The sequence below is a fragment of the Pseudomonas sp. SAS7 genome (assembly GCF_052112345.1).
Taxonomy (GTDB): domain Bacteria; phylum Pseudomonadota; class Gammaproteobacteria; order Pseudomonadales; family Pseudomonadaceae; genus Aquipseudomonas; species Aquipseudomonas putida_Q.
The window spans coordinates 128,065-145,835 of the sequence record NZ_JBEGGO010000004.1 but is presented as its reverse complement, the minus strand read 5'-3'; the positions used below and the strand labels follow the sequence as shown (position 1 = coordinate 145,835).

Below are 17,771 nucleotides of genomic sequence, written 5' to 3'. Positions count from 1 at the left end.
TTGTGCTGCGAAAGGGCCGGCACAGGCTGAGGCAAGTCAGCGCAACATGCTCCGCGCCTCGAGCAGTTCATCCACTTCCAGCTCGGTACCGAACGGCAGCCCAAGATGGCGGTACGCCGGCAGTGCCGCCAGCGGCCGGTGGCGGCCACGCTGGCTGATGCAGCGGGCGATCTGCACGATGTCGATGTAGTCGACCTTGTCGGTCTGCCGGTCCAGGTCCTGAACCTGGCTCGGCAAGTTGATCAACTGCTCCGGAAACTCCCAGGCCTTGAGGATCTTGTCCCCCAGCACCGGCTGGATCTGCTCGATCACGTAATGCAGGCAAACCGGGTCGGACAACAGCTCGTTGTGCTCTTCGGCATAGATCAGCACCGGCAACGCGCCGATCTGGTTGACCAATCCGCCCAAGGTGGCCTGTTCAGGCTTGAGCTGGGTGTAGCGGCGGCATATTTCGTAGCTGATGCCTGCCACTTCCAGGCTGTTGGTCCAGATATCGCGAAGCTTCTGTTCAACCGCCGGTGAGCGGGCATGGAAAATCTGCTCGATCACCAGGCCGATGGCCAGGTTGCAGCTGTAGTTGATGCCCAGTCGCGTAATGGCGGTGTGCAGGTCGGTCACCTCGACCGCCGCACGCAGCAGCGGGCTGTTGACTACCTTGATCAGGCGCGCTGAAAGGGCCGCATCGCGGCCGATCACCTTGCTCAGGGCCGCTACGCTGATCTCACTGTCTTCCGCCGCCTCGCGGATGCTCAAGGCAACCTCGGGCAGGGTCGGCAGGACCAGGTCATCCTTTTCGATGGCATCGAGCAACTGTGCTTGAACCATCTCGGCCAGCTTGTTCATGGGCGTGTCTACCGCAGTGGTGGTGCGGCCCCGCCACAGGGGCGGGGCAGGCTGGTCAGCGCTGGATTTCCCGGTCGCGGTCCAGTTCGTAGGGCAGGGTCAGCACCTGCAGGCGTGGGCCATCGAGGCTGCCCAGGTGCAGGTTGTCGTCTGCCACTGCGTCGGCGCTGAGCACCGCGAGCAGTTCGCAGCTTGCACCGGTGCCGGCGGCAATTACCACTTCACCCACCGACGAACCGTGGGTGGGCGAGAAGATTTCGGCGCCCGGGGCCGGAATGGCCTGCTCGTCCAGTGCCAGGCGGTACTGGCGGCGTTTGAGCTTGCCCAGGTACTGCATGCGGGCAACGATTTCCTGGCCGGTGTAGCAACCTTTCTTGAAGCTGACGCCGTCGACGGCCTGCAGGTTGATCATCTGCGGGATGAACAACTCACGGGTCGGCCCCATGACCTGGCCGATACCGGCACGCACCTGCCCCAGCAGCCAGTCGTTCAGGCTGCCTTCAGGCAGGGCGCCGGCGAGGGCCTGACGTACCGTGTCGGCGTTTTCCGCCGGTACCCACAGCTCCACACGCCCCTCGGACACGGCAATGGCGATCAGGCCTTCATGGCGCACGGTACTGCCGGCGCCTTCGGGCACGTCCAGCCCCAGTGCCAGCAGCGCAGCGTCACCGCCTTGCAGACCAAAGCGTGCCCAGGCGGCGCTTTCATCGGTCAGCGTGGCCTTGGAAAATACAGCGTATTTCTTCAGGTCGGCCAGTTGCGCCTCAAGCAGTTCGCTGGCCATGGCCAGCAGGTAGCCGTTGCCTTCGGGCAAGATGCGAAAGCTCGATTGCATGCGCCCCTTGACCATGCAGCGGGCGCCCAGGCTGGCGTGCTCCTGGCTGAGGTAGTTGATGTTGCAGGTCAGCTGGCCTTGCAGGAACTTGCCTGCATCGGAGCCGCGGACGGCGAGGATGCCCTCGTGGGACAGGGGGCAGAAGAAAGCGGAATCGGCCATGGGTCATCGCGGTGGCTAAAGACTGGCGGCCATCATAGAACGCCGGTAACAAAATAGGTAGGTGACTAGACCAACGCCCGGTGTCGCTGCGCTCGCCGGGCTGTATACTGGCGGGCCATTCGAGGAGGGCCCCATGGTCGAACAAACTGAACTCAACCGGCTTTTCTGGCATAGCCGCCGCGGCATGCTGGAACTGGACGTACTGCTGGTGCCTTTCACCCAGGAAGTCTACTCCACCCTCAACGAGACCGACCGCGAACTGTACGTGCGTCTGTTGAGCTGCGAGGACCAGGACATGTTCGGCTGGTTCATGGAGCGCACCGAGTCCGAAGACCCGGAGCTGCAGCGCATGGTCCGCATCATCCTGGACCGTGTCCAGCCCAAGTGAGTGTTTCGAGTGCCGCTGGCAAGGCTCGCGCCTGCTGCTAGCGGCCTACCTGGGTTGCCAGGTGCTGGCGTGGCTTGCCGTGTGGGCGAGCCCGTTGCCAGGTTGGCTTGCCCTTTCCATTGTCGCCGTCTGTATTGCCCACGCTGGCTGGGCCATTCCCCGACGAATCCTGTTGACCCATGAGCATGCCGTTGTCGGCCTGCGCCGTGATGTGCGCGGCTGGCAGGTGTTCAGCCGTGCCCGTGGCTGGCAACCGGTGCGGTTGTGCCGGGACAGCGTGGCGTTGCCGCGGCTGGTGGTGTTGCGTTTTGAGCGAGCGGGGCAATGGATGGGGCAGAGCCAGTGCATACCGCAGGATGCGCTAGGTGCGGATGAGCATCGGCGCTTGCGGGTGCGGTTGAAGTTCAGCCGGCGCAGGTGGGCTGAGGTGGGGGCGAGCCGGGGCTGACACGTGTTCGCCGTAGCAGGTTCAGCGCCTGTGAGATCGAGCGCCGCCCGCGCGGCGCTTCGCAGCGCAAGGCTGCTCCTACATTTGTTCCGGGCCAGTATCGCCTGTGGCAGACGCGCGCGACCTCCTTGTTTGAACGACGCGATATCGAGCCATGCTCCAAGGCGTTCGCGCGCAAATCTCACAGAAATAATTGGCCCGAAACAGATGTAGGAGCAGCCTTGTGCTGCGAAGCGCCGCGCGGGCGGCGCTCGATCTCCCGGGCGCCACCGTTTTCAAAGCGGACTAAGGATGGTGTCCTTGGCCTCGTCCAGCATCCCCGGGTAATCCAGGGTGTAGTGCAGCCCGCGGCTTTCCTTGCGCTGCATGGCTGACAGGATCATCAGTTCGGCCACCTGCGCCAGGTTGCGCAGCTCGATCAGGTCGCGGCTGACCTTGTAGTTGCTGTAGAACTCGTCGATTTCGTCCAGCAGCAGGCGAATGCGGTGCTGGGCCCGCTGCAGGCGCTTGCTGGTACGCACGATACCTACGTAGTCCCACATGAAGCGCCGCAGCTCGTCCCAGTTGTGCGCGATGATCACGTCCTCGTCCGAGTCGGTAACCTGGCTGGCGTCCCAGCCGGGCAGCGCCTTGGGCATGGCCACTTGTTCCAGGTGCGCCTCGATGTCGGCAGCGGCGGCGCGGCCATAGACAAAGCATTCCAGCAGCGAGTTGCTGGCCATGCGGTTGGCACCGTGCAGGCCGGTGAAGCTGGTTTCGCCGATGGCGTACAAGCCTGGCACATCGGTGTGGCCGCGATCATCGACCATCACCCCGCCACAGGTGTAGTGCGCCGCAGGTACGACCGGGATCGGCTGGCGGGTGATGTCGATGCCAAAGGCCAGGCAGCGCTCGTACACGGTGGGGAAGTGACCCGTGATGAAGTGGGCCGGCTTGTGGGTGATGTCCAGATACACGCAGTCCACGCCCAGGCGCTTCATCTCGTGGTCGATGGCGCGGGCCACGATGTCGCGCGGGGCCAGCTCTTCGCGCGGGTCGAAGCGTGGCATGAAGCGCTCGCCATTGGGCAGGCGCAGCAGCGCGCCTTCACCGCGCAGGGCTTCGGTGATCAGGAAGCTCTTGGCCTGCGGGTGGTACAGGCAGGTCGGGTGGAACTGGTTGAATTCCAGGTTCGCCACCCGGCAGCCCGCTCGCCAGGCCATGGCGATGCCATCACCGCAGGCGCCATCGGGGTTGCTGGTGTAAAGGTAGACCTTGGCGGCACCGCCGGTAGCCAGTACGGTGAAGCGCGCGCCGAAGGTGTCCACCTCACCGGTGTTGCGGTCGAGCACGTAGGCGCCCAGGCAACGCTCCCCAGGCAGGCCCAGGCGACGCTCGGTGATCAGGTCGACCGCCACGCGCTGCTCCAGCAACTCGATATTAGGCCGCCGGCGGGCCTGTTCCAGCAGCGTGGTGAAAATGGCTGCGCCTGTGGCATCGGCGGCGTGGATGATGCGCCGGTGGCTGTGGCCGCCCTCACGGGTGAGGTGGAATTCGAAGCCTCCGTCGTCGACGCTGGAGTGCTCGTCACGGGTAAAAGGCACGCCTTGCTCAATCAGCCACTGAATGGCTTCGCGGCTGTGTTCGACGGTGAAGCGCACCGCCTCTTCATGGCACAGACCGCCGCCGGCATTGAGGGTGTCCTCGACATGCGACTGCACGGTATCGGTATTGTCCAGCACCGCCGCGACGCCACCCTGGGCCCAGAAGGTCGAGCCGTTGGCCAGATCGCCCTTGCTGAGCACGGCAACACGCAGGTGGCTGGGGAGGTTCAGTGCCAGGCTGAGACCGGCGGCACCGCTGCCGATCACCAGGACATCATGTTGGAATTGTTGGCTCATGTCGGGACACTAGTAATCTTGAGAGGGGGCGCGGCACAATAGTCACGCGCAGATGGCATTGTGAAACTATCGTTAAACTTGGCCAGGTTGCCTTTATAGCAGCCCCGGGTGGCGCATTTCCATGCCACTTGCCAGGTTGCGGCAACCTTTGTGGGAACTTTCCGACATGGCCGGAAATCCTATGAAGGTTGCCCGCACGTCACAATTTGCCGCGGCGACGCAGGGCGGCAAGGCCTGTTCGGGCTGTCCCTGCGTAATCGAAACCTGATTATCGACGTAGCCGGCCGTGCCCGCGCCGCGTCTTCCGTGCAAGCCGACCGAGGGCTGCAGGAAACTTGCTTGGAGGGGAGAACTTTTGCGAAAAGCCCGAGTCTATGGTTGCAAGCCTGATCGATGGCTGTTGCAACGCTCCTTCGAGTTCACTGAGGAGTGTTCATGCTAACCCAGGAAGAGGATCAGCAGCTTGTCGAGCGCGTTCAGCGCGGTGACAGGCGAGCGTTCGATCTGTTGGTGCTGAAGTATCAGCACAAGATTCTCGGGTTGATCGTGCGGTTCGTTCACGATACCCACGAGGCCCAGGATGTAGCACAGGAAGCCTTTATCAAGGCCTATCGTGCGCTTGGTAATTTCCGCGGTGACAGTGCGTTTTATACCTGGCTGTACCGCATCGCCATCAACACGGCGAAGAACTACCTGGTGTCCCGTGGAAGACGGCCGCCAGACAGTGATGTGAGCTCCGAGGATGCGGAGTTTTACGACGGCGATCATGGTCTCAAGGATCTCGAGTCCCCAGAGCGCTCGTTGTTGCGGGATGAAATCGAGGGCACTGTCCATCGTACCATCCAGCAACTGCCCGAAGACCTGCGTACGGCGTTGACCCTGCGCGAGTTCGACGGGCTGAGTTACGAAGACATTGCCAGCGTCATGCAATGTCCGGTGGGTACCGTGCGCTCTCGAATCTTCCGCGCTCGGGAGGCCATAGACAAAGCCCTGCAGCCGTTGTTGCAGGAAACCTGAGACAGCGGCGACAGCCAAGAGAGGAACCGCCATGAGTCGTGAAGCTTTGCAGGAATCGCTGTCCGCGGTAATGGATAACGAAGCGGACGAACTGGAACTGCGTCGGGTGCTTAGCGCCGTAGACGACGCTGAAACCCGTGCCACCTGGTCGCGTTATCAGGTAGCCCGTGCAGCCATGCACAAGGAGCTGCTGCTGCCTAACCTGGATATCGCCTCGGCGGTGTCTGCGGCGCTGGCGGACGAAGCCGTGCCGGCCAAGGTCAACAAGGGCCCATGGCGCAGCGTCGCTCGCCTGGCGGTCGCCGCCTCGGTCACCGTTGCGGTGCTGGCAGGCGTGCGGATGTACAACCAGGACGAAATCACCGGCGCCGAGCTGGCTTCGCAGCAGCCTGCACAACAGGGCCTGAGCATGCCACAAACTCAGGGGCCAGCTGTGTTGGCAGGCTATAGTGAAAGCAGTGAGCAACCGACCGGGCCGATGGCCAACGGCGTGTTGCAAAACCAGGCTGGCTGGGATCAGCGTCTGCCGGGCTATCTGCGCCAGCATGCGCAGGAGTCCGCGCTCAAAGGCACTGAGACCGCTCTGCCGTATGCTCGTGCCGCCAGCATGGAAAACCCCGCTAAGTAAGGAGGATCATGCGCGCGCTACCTCTTCTGTCGCTGCTGATTGGCAGCTGCATGACGGTGCCGGCATTGGCGGCCAACTCCTCGCCCCAGGCGAGCGATTGGCTGAACAAGCTGGCACAAGCCGAGCAAAAGCAGAGTTATCAGGGTTCGTTCGTTTACGAACGCAACGGTAGCTTCTCTTCCCACGATATCTGGCACAGGGTCGAAGGTGGCAAGGTCAGCGAGCGGCTTCTGCAGCTCGACGGCGCCGCCCAGGAAATCCTGCGCGTGGATGGCAAGGTGGAGTGTGTCAGTGGGGCCTTGGTCAGTGGTGTGGCGACCCCTACGGACTCTGCGCAGCGTGTGCTTGATCCGCTGAAACTGATGGGCTGGTACGACTTGAGCGTGGCAGGCAAGTCACGGGTCGCCGGGCGCGATGCCGTGATCCTTACGCTTACTCCGCGCGACCAGCACCGCTATGCCTTCGAATTGCACCTGGACCGCAGCACCGGCCTGCCATTGCGCTCGTTGATGCTTAACGACAAAGGGCAGTTGCTGGAGCGCTTCCAGATGACGCGCCTCGATACCGACACGCCGCCTGGCGATGATGACCTGCGCCCCAGTGCTGCATGCAAGCCGGTGCAGCGTGTCGCCGCCGTCAGCAATGACAGCGTTGCCGGTTGGCGCTCGGACTGGCTCCCGCCAGGCTTCGAGCTGGTCAACAGCTCGGTACGGCGTGACTCCAGACATGACAGCACGGTCAGTAGCCTGATGTACGACGATGGGCTTGCGCGCTTCTCGGTGTTTCTTGAACCCGTGAAGGACGATGCCGGGACCGATGTGCGTACCCAGCTTGGCCCGACCTCGGCGGTTTCGCGACGCCTCAACACGCCCAAGGGCAAGGTGATGGTCACCGTGGTTGGCGAAATTCCGCTCGGTACGGCAGAACGCGTCGCGTTGTCGATGCGGCCCCAGGATGCCCAGGCGCGCCAGTAATGGTGCGCTTTTGCGGGCCATGCCAAGGCGAACGGATATGCGCCTGAAATGAAATTAAAGCATTGTCATTTGCAATCTACTGGCAAATTTTCTATAGGTCAGGCTTCTTGGAGCCTGGCCTTTCCTGCTTTGTGCAGGGGCCTTTCTAAACTACCGCTCGTTGTGACGGGAGCCGTATGTCTACACCACGTTTGAAATCCTACCTATCGATGTTCGCCGCCGTGCTCATGCTCGGCCAGGTGCTCACCGCCCAGGCCGAGGAAGCCCTGCCGGACTTCACCACGCTGGTCGAGCAGGCCTCGCCGGCTGTGGTCAACATCAGTACCAAGCAGAAGCTGCCGGACCGTCGCATCGCCGCAGGGCAGATGCCGGACCTGGAAGGCCTGCCGCCGATGTTCCGCGAATTCTTCGAGCGCAACATGCCGCAGCAGCCGCGCTCGCCGCGTGGCGACCGTCAGCGCGAGGCGCAATCGCTGGGTTCGGGCTTCATCATTTCCAGCGATGGTTATGTGCTGACCAACAACCACGTGGTGGCCGACGCCGACGAAATCATTGTCCGCCTGTCGGACCGCAGCGAGCTGCAGGCCAAGCTGGTCGGCACCGACCCGCGCACCGACGTGGCCCTGCTCAAGGTCGAAGGCAAGAACCTGCCGATCGTGAAGCTGGGTGATTCCGAGAAGCTCAAGGTGGGCGAGTGGGTGCTGGCCATCGGTTCGCCGTTCGGCTTCGACCATTCGGTGACCAAAGGTATCGTCAGTGCCAAAGGCCGTACCCTGCCTAACGAGACCTACGTCCCGTTCATCCAGACCGACGTAGCCATCAACCCGGGTAACTCGGGCGGCCCGCTGTTCAACATGAAGGGCGAAGTGGTGGGTATCAACTCACAGATCTTCACCCGCTCTGGCGGCTTCATGGGCCTGTCGTTCGCCATCCCGATCGATGTGGCGCTGGATGTGTCCAATCAGCTGAAGAAAGATGGCAAGGTCAGCCGCGGCTGGCTGGGCGTTGTGATCCAGGAGGTCAACAAGGACCTGGCGGAATCCTTCGGCCTGGACAAGCCGGCGGGTGCGCTGGTAGCCCAGGTACTGGAAAACGGCCCGGCAGCCAAAGGTGGCCTGCAGGTGGGCGACGTGATCCTGAGCATGAACGGCCAGCCGATCGTCATGTCGGCCGACTTGCCACACCTGGTCGGTAGCCTCAAGGACGGCGAAAAGGCCAAGCTGGAGATCATCCGCAACGGCAAGCGCCAGACCCTGGATGTGGGTGTCGGCGCGATGCCGGATGACGATGCCGAGATCGGTACAGGCGCCGAAGGCAGCGCCGAGCGCAGCAGCAACCGCCTGGGCGTTTCGGTGGCCGACCTGACCGCCGAGCAGAAAAAGTCCCTCGAACTCAAGGGTGGCGTGGTTATCAAGGAAGTGCAGGATGGCCCAGCAGCGATGATCGGCCTGCGCCCGGGTGACGTCATCAGTCACCTGAACAACCAGGCCATCGGTTCGGCCAAGGAATTCACCGAAATCGCCAAGGAACTGCCGAAGAACCGCTCGGTGTCGATGCGCGTGCTGCGTCAGGGGCGTGCCAGCTTCATCACCTTCAAGCTCGCTGAATAAGCGGTTTTGCAGGCAGGAAAGGGCAGCTACGGCTGCCCTTTTTCATGAAAATTCACAAATGCAGGCGCCAAAGCGCTGTACACCCCGATAGAGGAATCTCCCATATCCCTGCTGCTTGAGGTACAATTCCCGGCTATTTTTCGGCGGGCGTCCCGGCTCGCAGCCTTTTCGAGTGTTGATCCGTGAGTGATTTGAGTCATATCCGCAATTTCTCCATCATCGCCCACATCGACCATGGCAAGTCGACGCTGGCCGACCGTTTCATCCAGATGTGCGGTGGCCTGTCGGCACGCGAAATGGAAGCTCAGGTGCTTGATTCGATGGACCTGGAGCGCGAACGCGGGATTACCATCAAAGCCCACAGCGTCACGCTTCACTACAAGGCGCAAGACGGCAAGACCTACCAGCTGAACTTCATCGACACCCCCGGCCACGTCGACTTCACCTACGAAGTCTCGCGCTCGCTGGCAGCCTGTGAAGGCGCACTGCTGGTGGTTGACGCCGGCCAGGGTGTCGAAGCCCAGTCCGTGGCCAACTGCTACACCGCCATCGAGCAGGGCCTGGAAGTCATGCCAGTACTGAACAAGATGGACCTGCCCCAGGCCGATCCGGACCGCGTCAAGGACGAGATCGAGAAGATCATCGGCATCGACGCCACTGACGCCGTGGCTTGCAGCGCCAAGAGCGGCATGGGCGTGGACGAGGTACTCGAGCGCCTGGTGCATACCATTCCCGCGCCTGAAGGCGAGATCGACGCCCCTCTGCAGGCGCTGATCATCGACTCCTGGTTCGACAACTACCTGGGCGTGGTCTCGCTGGTGCGAGTGCGTCAGGGCCGCGTCAAGAAGGGCGACAAGATCCTGGTCAAGTCCACCGGTAAGGTGCACTTGGTCGACAGCGTGGGTGTGTTCACCCCGAAACATACCCAGACCGCTGATCTGAAAGCCGGTGAAGTAGGCTTCATCATCGCCAGCATCAAAGACATTCACGGTGCGCCGGTGGGTGACACCCTGACCTTGTCCTCGACCCCCGAGGTCGAAGTGCTGGCGGGCTTCAAGAAGATCCAGCCACAGGTCTACGCCGGCCTGTTCCCGGTCAGCTCCGACGACTTCGAGGACTTCCGCGACGCATTGCAGAAGCTCACCCTCAACGACTCGTCGCTGCAGTACATGCCGGAAAGCTCCGACGCCCTGGGCTTCGGCTTCCGTTGCGGTTTCCTCGGCATGCTGCACATGGAGATCATCCAGGAGCGCCTGGAGCGCGAATACGACCTGGACCTGATTACCACCGCACCGAGCGTGATCTACGAGCTCGAGCTGAAGACCGGTGAAACCATCATCGTCGACAACCCGTCAAAGCTGCCGGACGTCTCGTCTGTGACCGACTTCCGTGAGCCGATTGTCACCGCGACCATCCTGGTACCGCAGGAGCACCTGGGTAACGTCATCACCCTGTGCATCGAGAAGCGTGGCGTGCAGCGCGACATGCAGTTCCTCGGCAGCCAGGTGCAGGTACGTTACGACATGCCGATGAACGAAGTGGTCCTGGACTTCTTCGACCGTCTCAAGTCCACCAGCCGCGGCTATGCTTCGCTGGATTATCATTTTGATCGCTACCAGTCGGCCAACCTGGTCAAACTGGATGTACTGATCAATGGCGACAAGGTCGATGCCCTGGCATTGATCGTGCACCGTGACAACGCGGCCTACAAAGGCCGTGCGTTGACCGAGAAGATGAAGGAACTGATCCCTCGGCAGATGTTCGACGTGGCGATCCAGGCAGCCATTGGCGGCCAGATCATTGCGCGGACAACCGTCAAGGCGCTCAGAAAGAACGTACTGGCCAAGTGCTACGGTGGTGACGTCAGCCGTAAGAAGAAACTGCTGGAGAAGCAGAAGGCCGGTAAGAAACGCATGAAACAGGTCGGCAACGTGGAAATTCCACAGGAAGCCTTCCTCGCCGTGCTCAGGTTGGATAGCTAGGTCCTATGTCGCTAAATTTCCCGCTGTTGCTAGTCATCGCCGTCTTCGTCTGCGGTCTGCTGGGCTTGATCGACCTGCTGTTCCTGGCCCCGCGCCGGCGTGCAGCAATCGCCAACTATCAGGGCAGCGTCAGCCAGCCCGAAATGGCGGTGGTCGAGCGCCTGAACAAGGAACCGTTGCTGGTCGAGTACGGCAAATCGTTCTTTCCGGTGCTGTTCATCGTGCTGGTGCTGCGTTCATTCCTGGTCGAGCCGTTCCAGATTCCTTCGGGGTCGATGAAACCGACCCTGGAAGTGGGCGACTTCATCCTGGTGAACAAGTTCTCGTACGGCATTCGCCTGCCGGTGATCGACAAGAAGGTCATCGAGGTGGGTGACCCGCAACGCGGTGATGTAATGGTGTTCCGCTACCCGAGCGACCCGAACGTCAACTACATCAAGCGGGTGGTCGGCCTGCCGGGCGACCAGATCCGCTATACCAACGACAAGCGGTTGTTCGTCAACGGCCAGCCGATTGCCGAACAACTGGTGGGCACCGAGCCAGGCACCTTGGGCAGCGCCGAGCTGTACAAGGAAAAGCTCGGCGAGGCCGAACACTTGATCCGTAAGGAAATGAGCCGTTATCGCATGCCACCGGACCAGCAGTGGACCGTGCCGGCAGGCCATTACTTCATGATGGGCGACAACCGCGACAACTCCAACGACAGCCGTTACTGGGATGACCCAAATATCCCTAAGGAACTGCACGGCATGGTTCCGGACCGGAATATCGTCGGCAAGGCCTTTGCGGTGTGGATGAGCTGGCCAGAGCCCAAGCTCAGCCACCTGCCCAACCTGTCGCGGGTCGGCCTGATCCATTGATACCCTTCGGCGCTGTCCAGCAGACAGCGCCGAATGCATTTCTGACATAGGCTGTGTTCTCAGGGATCGGGAGATTCGTCGCATACGGCGGCGGGCCACAGCCAAACAGTCTTTCAGGATGTTGATTTGAACAACGCGTTGAACAACAAACGGGTGGTTGCATGAGTGCTTCCCTTGCCCATCTGGAGCGAAAGCTCGGTTATACCTTCAAGAATCAGGACCAGATGCTTCTGGCACTGACCCATCGCAGCTATGCCGGGCGCAATAACGAGCGCCTGGAGTTTCTCGGTGACGCCATTCTCAACTTCGTCGCCGGCGAAGCGCTGTTCGAGCGCTTCCCGCAGGCCCGCGAAGGCCAGCTGTCGCGCTTGCGCGCTCGCTTGGTCAAGGGCGAGACCCTGGCCCGCCTGGCCCGTGGTTTCGACCTGGGCGAATACCTGCGCCTGGGTTCGGGTGAGCTCAAGAGTGGCGGGTTCCGTCGCGAATCGATCCTGGCCGACGCCCTGGAGGCGCTGATTGGTGCCATCTACCTGGACGCCGACATGGACACGGCCCGGGAACGTGTACTGGCCTGGCTGGCCGACGAGTTCGAAGGCCTGACCCTGGTCGACACCAACAAGGACCCGAAAACCCGCCTGCAAGAATTCCTGCAATCGCGCAGCTGTGAGCTGCCGCGTTACGAAGTAGTGGATATCCAGGGTGAACCGCACTGCCGTACTTTCTTCGTCGAATGCGAAGTCGTGCTGCTGAACAACAAGAGCCGTGGTCAGGGCGTTAGCCGGCGTATTGCCGAGCAAGTCGCTGCCGCGTCTGCACTGATCGCCCTGGGCGTGGAGAATGGCAATGACTGATAACAACCCGACGCGCTGCGGCTACGTGGCCATTGTCGGCCGCCCCAACGTGGGCAAGTCGACCTTGCTCAACCACATCCTGGGCCAGAAGCTGGCGATCACTTCGCGCAAGCCGCAGACTACCCGCCACAACATGCTCGGTATCAAGACCGAAGGTGATGTGCAGGCGATCTACGTCGACACCCCCGGTATGCACAAGGCCAACGACAAAGCCTTGAACCGCTACATGAACCGCAACGCCTCGGCGGCCCTCAAGGACGTTGACGTGGTGATCTTCGTGGTCGACCGCACCAAATGGACCGACGAGGACCAACTGGTGCTGGAGCGCGTGCAGTACGTGACCGGCCCGCTGATCATCGCGGTCAACAAGACCGATCGCATGGAAGAGAAGGCCGAGTTGATCCCGCACCTGCAGTGGCTGCAGGAGCAACTGCCAAACGCCGAAGTCATGCCGATTTCTGCGCAGCAGGGGCACAACCTCGAAGCGCTGGAAGCACAGATCGCCAAGCATCTGCCCGAGAACGATCACTTCTTCCCGGAAGACCAGATCACCGACCGTAGCAGCCGCTTCCTTGCCGCCGAACTGGTGCGCGAGAAGATCATGCGCCAGCTGGGTGCGGAGTTGCCGTACCAGATCACCGTGGAGATCGAGGAATTCAAGCAGCAGGGCCATGTGCTGCACATTCATGCGTTGATCCTGGTTGAACGCGACGGCCAGAAGAAAATCATCATTGGCGACAAGGGCGAGCGTATCAAGCGTATCGGTTCCGAGGCGCGCAAGGACATGGAAGTGCTGTTCGACTCCAAGGTCATGCTCAACCTGTGGGTCAAGGTGAAAGGCGGCTGGTCCGACGACGAGCGCGCCCTGCGCTCGCTGGGCTACGGCGACCTGTAACGCCCGCACGGTCCCTGTAGGAGCGGCCTTGTGTCGCGATAGGGCCGCACAGCGGCCCCAGATTTTCAGCTTTGCAGCATAAATCGCCGGGGCTGCTGTGCAGCCCAATCGCGACACAAGGCCGCTCCTACAAGGGCCAGTGCAACCCCTGGGGCAAGTGACTTCCATGGAACAACCTGTCGGCCAGCCAGCCTACGTGCTGCACAGTCGTGCCTACAAGGAAACCAGCGCGCTGGTGGACTTGTTCACGCCGCAGGGCCGCGTGCGCGCCGTACTGCGGCGTGCGCGTGGCAAGGGCGGCAGCCTGGTGCGTCCATTCGTACCCCTTGAGGTGGAGCTGCGCGGGCGTGGCGAGCTGAAGAATGTCGGGCGGATGGACAGCGCCGGCATTGCCGCCTGGCTGCACGGCGATGCCCTGTTCAGCGGGTTGTACCTCAATGAACTGCTCATGCGCCTGCTGCCTGCCGAAGCGCCGTTCCCGGCCCTGTTCGAGCACTACGCCCTGACCCTGCAGGCCTTGGCCGCCGGGCGCCCGCTAGAGCCGCTGCTGCGCTCGTTCGAATGGCGGCTGCTGGACGAACTGGGTTATGCGTTCTCCTTGAATCATGACGTCAACGACCAACCCATCGCCGCAGACGGCCTGTACCGCTTGCGTGTGGATGCCGGCCTGGAGCGGGTCGAACTGGTGCAACCCGGCCTGTTTCGCGGCATTGAGCTGTTGGCCCTGGCTGATGCCGACTGGGATACCCCAGGCGCTTTGCTCGCAGCCAAGCGCCTGATGCGCCAAGCGCTGGCGGTGCATCTGGGCGCAAAGCCGTTGGTCAGCCGGGAACTGTTTCGCAAGCGCTGATCACGACGTATGCTGTGGGGCTCAACCTTCAGGAGAGCCTTTCGTGACTCACAGCAACCGCATGCTTCTCGGCGTAAACATCGACCACGTGGCGACCCTGCGCCAAGCCCGGGGCACGCGTTACCCTGACCCTGTCAAGGCTGCCCTGGACGCCGAGGAAGCGGGCGCCGATGGCATCACCGTGCACCTGCGCGAAGACCGTCGGCACATCCAGGAACGCGACGTGGTGCTGCTCAAGGATGTGCTGCAGACGCGCATGAACTTCGAAATGGGCGTCACCGAAGAGATGATGGCTTTTGCCGAGAAGATCCGCCCGGCGCACATCTGCCTGGTGCCTGAAACCCGTCAGGAACTGACTACCGAAGGTGGCCTGGACGTGGCGGGGCAGGAGGCACGGATCAAGGCGGCCGTGGAGCGCCTTGCCCGCACCGGTGCCGAAGTGTCGCTGTTCATCGATGCTGACGAGCGCCAGATCGAGGCCTCACGCCGGGTGGGGGCGCCGGCCATCGAGCTGCATACCGGGCGTTATGCCGATGCCGAAACCCCGACCGAAGTGGCCGAGGAGTTGCAGCGTATTGTTGATGGCGTGGCGTTTGGCGTGGGGCAGGGGCTGATCGTCAATGCTGGCCACGGGCTGCATTACCACAACGTCGAGGCGGTGGCGGCGATCAAGGGTATCAATGAACTGAACATTGGCCATGCCTTGGTGGCGCATGCCTTGTTTGTCGGCTTCAAGGCCGCAGTGGCCGAGATGAAGGCACTGATCGTGGCGGCTTCGCGCTGATTGATTGGGTTGCCTGTACTGGCCTCTTCGCGGGTAAACCCGCTCCCACAGGGATTGCACAAACCTCAAGGCCTGCGGAGTACTTGTGGGAGCGGGTTTACCCGCGAAGAGGCCACTACAGGCAGCCGATTACTCGGCAGGAAACACCAGGGTGAAGCGGGTAGGCCCCAAGGGGCTGCTGTTCACTTCGACCCGCCCGCCATGCAACTGCATGATCGACCGCACGATCGCTAACCCCAGCCCGGTCCCGCCCTCAATTCGCGAGCGTCCTGAGCCCACCCGGTAAAACCGCTCGAACAAGCGCGACTGGTGCTCAGCAGCAATGCCGTTCCCTGTGTTCTCCACCGATAACCGTACTTCGCTGCCCGAGCGCTCGATGCGCAATTCGACGCGCTCGCCCTCAGGGCTGTGCCGGATGGCATTGCTCAACAGGTTCGACAACGCCCGCTGAAACATCAGCCGGTCCCCCAGCGCCGTTCCCCAGCCCTGCACACGCAGCTCAACTGCTTTCCCCTCGGCACTGAAGGCAAACAGTTCGACAACCCGCGCTGCCTCGTCAGCCAGCGCCAAGGGTTTCAATGCAACCTGCGTTTGCGGCTGGCTGACCTGGGCGAGAAACAGCATGTCATTGATGATGCGGTTGAGCCGGGTCAGCTCCTCGATACTGTCTTCCAGCACTTCCCGGTAGTTGGCGTTGTCCCGCTCACGGGCCAGGGTCACTTGCGCCTTGCCCATCAGGTTGCTCAACGGGGTACGCAACTCATGGGCCAGGTCGTCGGAGAACTGCGACAACTGGCTCACGCCCTGATCGAGGCGGTCGAGCATCACGTTGATGCTGCTGGCCAGTTGCGCCAGTTCTTGCGGCAGGCCGGTAGCTGGCAGGCGATGTTGCAGGTCCTGGGCCGACACTTGCCCGGCAATGCGCCGGAAGCGCCGCAGCGGTTTCAGGCCGCGCTGCATCAGCCACCAGGCGCCTGCACCAATCAATAGCAGCAGCAGTGGCAAGGCGAGCAAGGTCGAATGCAGGTAGGCCTGCAGCAGGGCGTTGTCGTCGGCGCGGTTGAGCGACATCATTACCTTCACCGGCGTGTTGTCGCGCAGGCGCATCAGCCGGGTCACGGTGAGGATCTGGTTGCCGCTGCTGTCGCGCCATGCGTGAAAGGCCAGGCGGGCATCGGTGTGCAACTCGCTCACCCGCGACTCCAGGGCCGGGCCGAGGCTGAGCAGGTGCGGGTGGCGGCCTTCCAGAGCCAGTACGCTGAGGCTGAGGTTGTCATGCCCCATCACCAGGTCGAGCAGTGGATGGGCGCGGCTGCCCAGGTCCTCGCTACGCAGATCGACGCGCAGGTTGTGTTCAACCTGCAGCATCTTGCGCGCCAGGTCCTTGCGTGCGCGGCTGTCCAGTTCGTGATCCAGGGCGAACACGGCCAGGCAGGCCAGCAGCAGCACCAGTGCGGCGCCCATCAGTGTCACGCTCAGGCCCAGGCGCAGTGACAGGCTGGCGTTTTTCAAGCGCGCGCCTCCAGTACATAGCCTACGCCGCGCAGGGTATGGATCAGCTTGTTGTCGAACGGGTCGTCGATCTTCGCCCGCAGGCGACGGATCGAAACCTCGACCACGTTGGTGTCGCAGTCGAAATTCATGTCCCATACCAACGAGATGATCTGGGTGCGCGAAAGCACTTCACCACTTTGGCGCATCAGCAGGTGCAGCAGGGCGAACTCCTTGGCGGTCAGGTCAATGCGCTGCCCGGCGCGGTAGGCGCGGTGGCGGCCGGGGTCCAGTTCCAGGTCGGCGACGCGCAGAGTGCTGGGCTGCAGCTGCTGATCGTTACGGCGCAGCAGGCTGCGGATGCGCGCCAGAAGCTCAGGGAATTCGAAGGGCTTGAGCAGGTAGTCGTCAGCGCCCAGGTCCAGGCCTTTGACCCGGTCGTCCAGGCGACCGTGGGCGGTCAGCATCATGATGCGCGTGGCCGATTCGGTGCGCAGCCGCTGGAGCACGGTCCAGCCATCGAGTTCTGGCAGGTTGACGTCGAGGATGACCAGGTCATAAGGCTGCTGGCGGGCCAGGTGCAGGCCGTCGGTGCCGGTGTGGGCGCAGTCGACCACGTAGCCGTTTTCGCGCAGGCCCTGTTGCAGGTAATCGGCGGTACGCAGTTCGTCCTCGATGATCAGTAGGCGCATGGGGGAGCTCGGTGTAAGGAAAGGGGGCGATTCTCGACCCTGTAGCGACATCAGGGTCAAGGGGCGGGATGTTACGGCATGCCTATGGCGCTGCGGCGCAGATAACGGATTTGTAATCCTGCTGTTATCTGGCTGTCTGTCAGGGCCCTTTCGCGGGTAAACCCGCTCCTGTAGGAGCAGCCTTGTGCTGCGAAGAGGCCCCGACAGGCAACAAAAGGCCACATTGCAGGACTGTAATCCCCGCCTCACCTTGCTGTTAGCCGCCCCTGGCTAGGATGGCCGCATCTGATCGGTTATCACGAGGCAAACACGATGAACCTGACCAAATACCTACTGCTGGCCGCCCTGGCCCTGGGCAGTGCCAGTGTCTATGCCGAGGGCGGTGCGGAGCGCTCGAAGCAGTTCTGGCAAGCGTTCCGCGAAGACCAGCAGCGCCTGCACGGCGACAAGCAACAGGCCGTTGCAGAACGTGAGCGCAAAGCGCAAGAGAAGGCCCGCGAGGTGGCCAAGGATTGAGGTAAAAAACACCTGCGCCGCGACAGCTCCTCGGCGCAGGTGTATTCAGGCGCCCAACCGGGCGC

Annotated in this window: 18 protein-coding genes; 13 read left to right on the top strand and 5 right to left on the bottom strand. The window is 62.3% G+C overall.

All coding sequences use genetic code 11. The features are described from left to right. Positions 1-36: 36 nt before the first annotated feature. Together ABI582_RS08690 and ygfZ are read right to left on the bottom strand one after the other, a co-directional pair. A complete protein-coding gene (locus ABI582_RS08690; RefSeq protein ID WP_016498166.1) occupies positions 37-843 on the bottom strand; it encodes an HDOD domain-containing protein in 807 nt (268 codons plus the stop codon). 55 nt (positions 844-898) lie between these two features. Beyond that, on the bottom strand, positions 899-1,840 hold the full coding sequence (gene ygfZ / locus ABI582_RS08685) for a CAF17-like 4Fe-4S cluster assembly/insertion protein YgfZ (protein ID WP_442118970.1): 942 nt from the start codon (positions 1,838-1,840) through the stop codon (positions 899-901). Between the two features lie 133 nt (positions 1,841-1,973). Between ygfZ and ABI582_RS08680 the strand changes: the two genes are divergently transcribed. Further along, the gene (locus ABI582_RS08680) at positions 1,974-2,228 is read left to right on the top strand and encodes an FAD assembly factor SdhE (protein WP_016498168.1); all 255 of its coding nucleotides are present in this window, start codon (positions 1,974-1,976) and stop codon (positions 2,226-2,228) included. Then, complete coding sequence (locus tag ABI582_RS08675) at positions 2,212-2,676, top strand: protein YgfX (protein WP_442118969.1); 465 nt, start codon at positions 2,212-2,214, stop codon at positions 2,674-2,676. The genes ABI582_RS08680 and ABI582_RS08675 overlap by 17 nt, the downstream gene beginning before the upstream one ends. Before the next feature lie 275 nt (positions 2,677-2,951). Here ABI582_RS08675 and nadB read toward each other — a convergent pair whose 3' ends face one another. Next, positions 2,952-4,556, bottom strand: a complete 1,605-nt coding sequence (nadB, locus tag ABI582_RS08670; RefSeq protein WP_442118968.1) for an L-aspartate oxidase — start codon at positions 4,554-4,556, stop codon at positions 2,952-2,954. Between the two features lie 435 nt (positions 4,557-4,991). Here nadB and rpoE point away from each other — a divergent pair, with 435 nt between their 5' ends. The 10 genes from rpoE to pdxJ all read left to right on the top strand — a co-directional run bounded on the left by rpoE (position 4,992) and on the right by pdxJ (position 15,007). Then, the gene (gene rpoE / locus ABI582_RS08665) at positions 4,992-5,573 is read left to right on the top strand and encodes an RNA polymerase sigma factor RpoE (protein ID WP_003252049.1); all 582 of its coding nucleotides are present in this window, start codon (positions 4,992-4,994) and stop codon (positions 5,571-5,573) included. 31 nt (positions 5,574-5,604) lie between these two features. Then, positions 5,605-6,201, top strand: coding sequence for a sigma-E factor negative regulatory protein (locus ABI582_RS08660; protein WP_338745045.1), 597 nt, complete (start codon positions 5,605-5,607; stop codon positions 6,199-6,201). An 8-nt stretch (positions 6,202-6,209) separates the two neighbouring features. Continuing rightward, positions 6,210-7,175, top strand: coding sequence for a MucB/RseB C-terminal domain-containing protein (locus ABI582_RS08655; protein ID WP_442118967.1), 966 nt, complete (start codon positions 6,210-6,212; stop codon positions 7,173-7,175). Between the two features lie 209 nt (positions 7,176-7,384). Continuing rightward, positions 7,385-8,785, top strand: coding sequence for a DegQ family serine endoprotease (locus ABI582_RS08650; RefSeq protein WP_374045947.1), 1,401 nt, complete (start codon positions 7,385-7,387; stop codon positions 8,783-8,785). Between the two features lie 182 nt (positions 8,786-8,967). Then, entirely contained in the window at positions 8,968-10,767 is a 1,800-nt protein-coding gene (lepA, locus tag ABI582_RS08645) for a translation elongation factor 4 (protein ID WP_024717450.1), read from the top strand. 5 nt (positions 10,768-10,772) lie between these two features. Then, a complete protein-coding gene (gene lepB / locus ABI582_RS08640; protein ID WP_049276347.1) occupies positions 10,773-11,627 on the top strand; it encodes a signal peptidase I in 855 nt (284 codons plus the stop codon). Between the two features lie 161 nt (positions 11,628-11,788). Next, positions 11,789-12,478, top strand: coding sequence for a ribonuclease III (gene rnc / locus ABI582_RS08635; RefSeq protein WP_016488825.1), 690 nt, complete (start codon positions 11,789-11,791; stop codon positions 12,476-12,478). Continuing rightward, complete coding sequence (gene era, locus ABI582_RS08630) at positions 12,471-13,373, top strand: GTPase Era (RefSeq protein WP_016498176.1); 903 nt, start codon at positions 12,471-12,473, stop codon at positions 13,371-13,373. The genes rnc and era overlap by 8 nt, the downstream gene beginning before the upstream one ends. A gap of 166 nt (positions 13,374-13,539) precedes the next feature. Then, positions 13,540-14,223, top strand: a complete 684-nt coding sequence (recO, locus tag ABI582_RS08625) for a DNA repair protein RecO (RefSeq protein WP_338745043.1) — start codon at positions 13,540-13,542, stop codon at positions 14,221-14,223. A gap of 61 nt (positions 14,224-14,284) precedes the next feature. Then, complete coding sequence (pdxJ, locus tag ABI582_RS08620) at positions 14,285-15,007, top strand: pyridoxine 5'-phosphate synthase (protein ID WP_217435896.1); 723 nt, start codon at positions 14,285-14,287, stop codon at positions 15,005-15,007. A gap of 129 nt (positions 15,008-15,136) precedes the next feature. Here pdxJ and ABI582_RS08615 read toward each other — a convergent pair whose 3' ends face one another. After that, positions 15,137-16,519, bottom strand: a complete 1,383-nt coding sequence (locus ABI582_RS08615) for a heavy metal sensor histidine kinase (protein WP_442118966.1) — start codon at positions 16,517-16,519, stop codon at positions 15,137-15,139. Continuing rightward, a complete protein-coding gene (locus ABI582_RS08610) occupies positions 16,516-17,190 on the bottom strand; it encodes a heavy metal response regulator transcription factor (protein ID WP_338745041.1) in 675 nt (224 codons plus the stop codon). The genes ABI582_RS08615 and ABI582_RS08610 overlap by 4 nt, the downstream gene beginning before the upstream one ends. Positions 17,191-17,502: 312 nt before the next feature. Between ABI582_RS08610 and ABI582_RS08605 the strand changes: the two genes are divergently transcribed. Further along, positions 17,503-17,706: a hypothetical protein gene (locus ABI582_RS08605; RefSeq protein WP_016488820.1), complete on the top strand. Its 204-nt coding sequence runs from the start codon at positions 17,503-17,505 to the stop codon at positions 17,704-17,706. Positions 17,707-17,771: the final 65 nt, after the last annotated feature.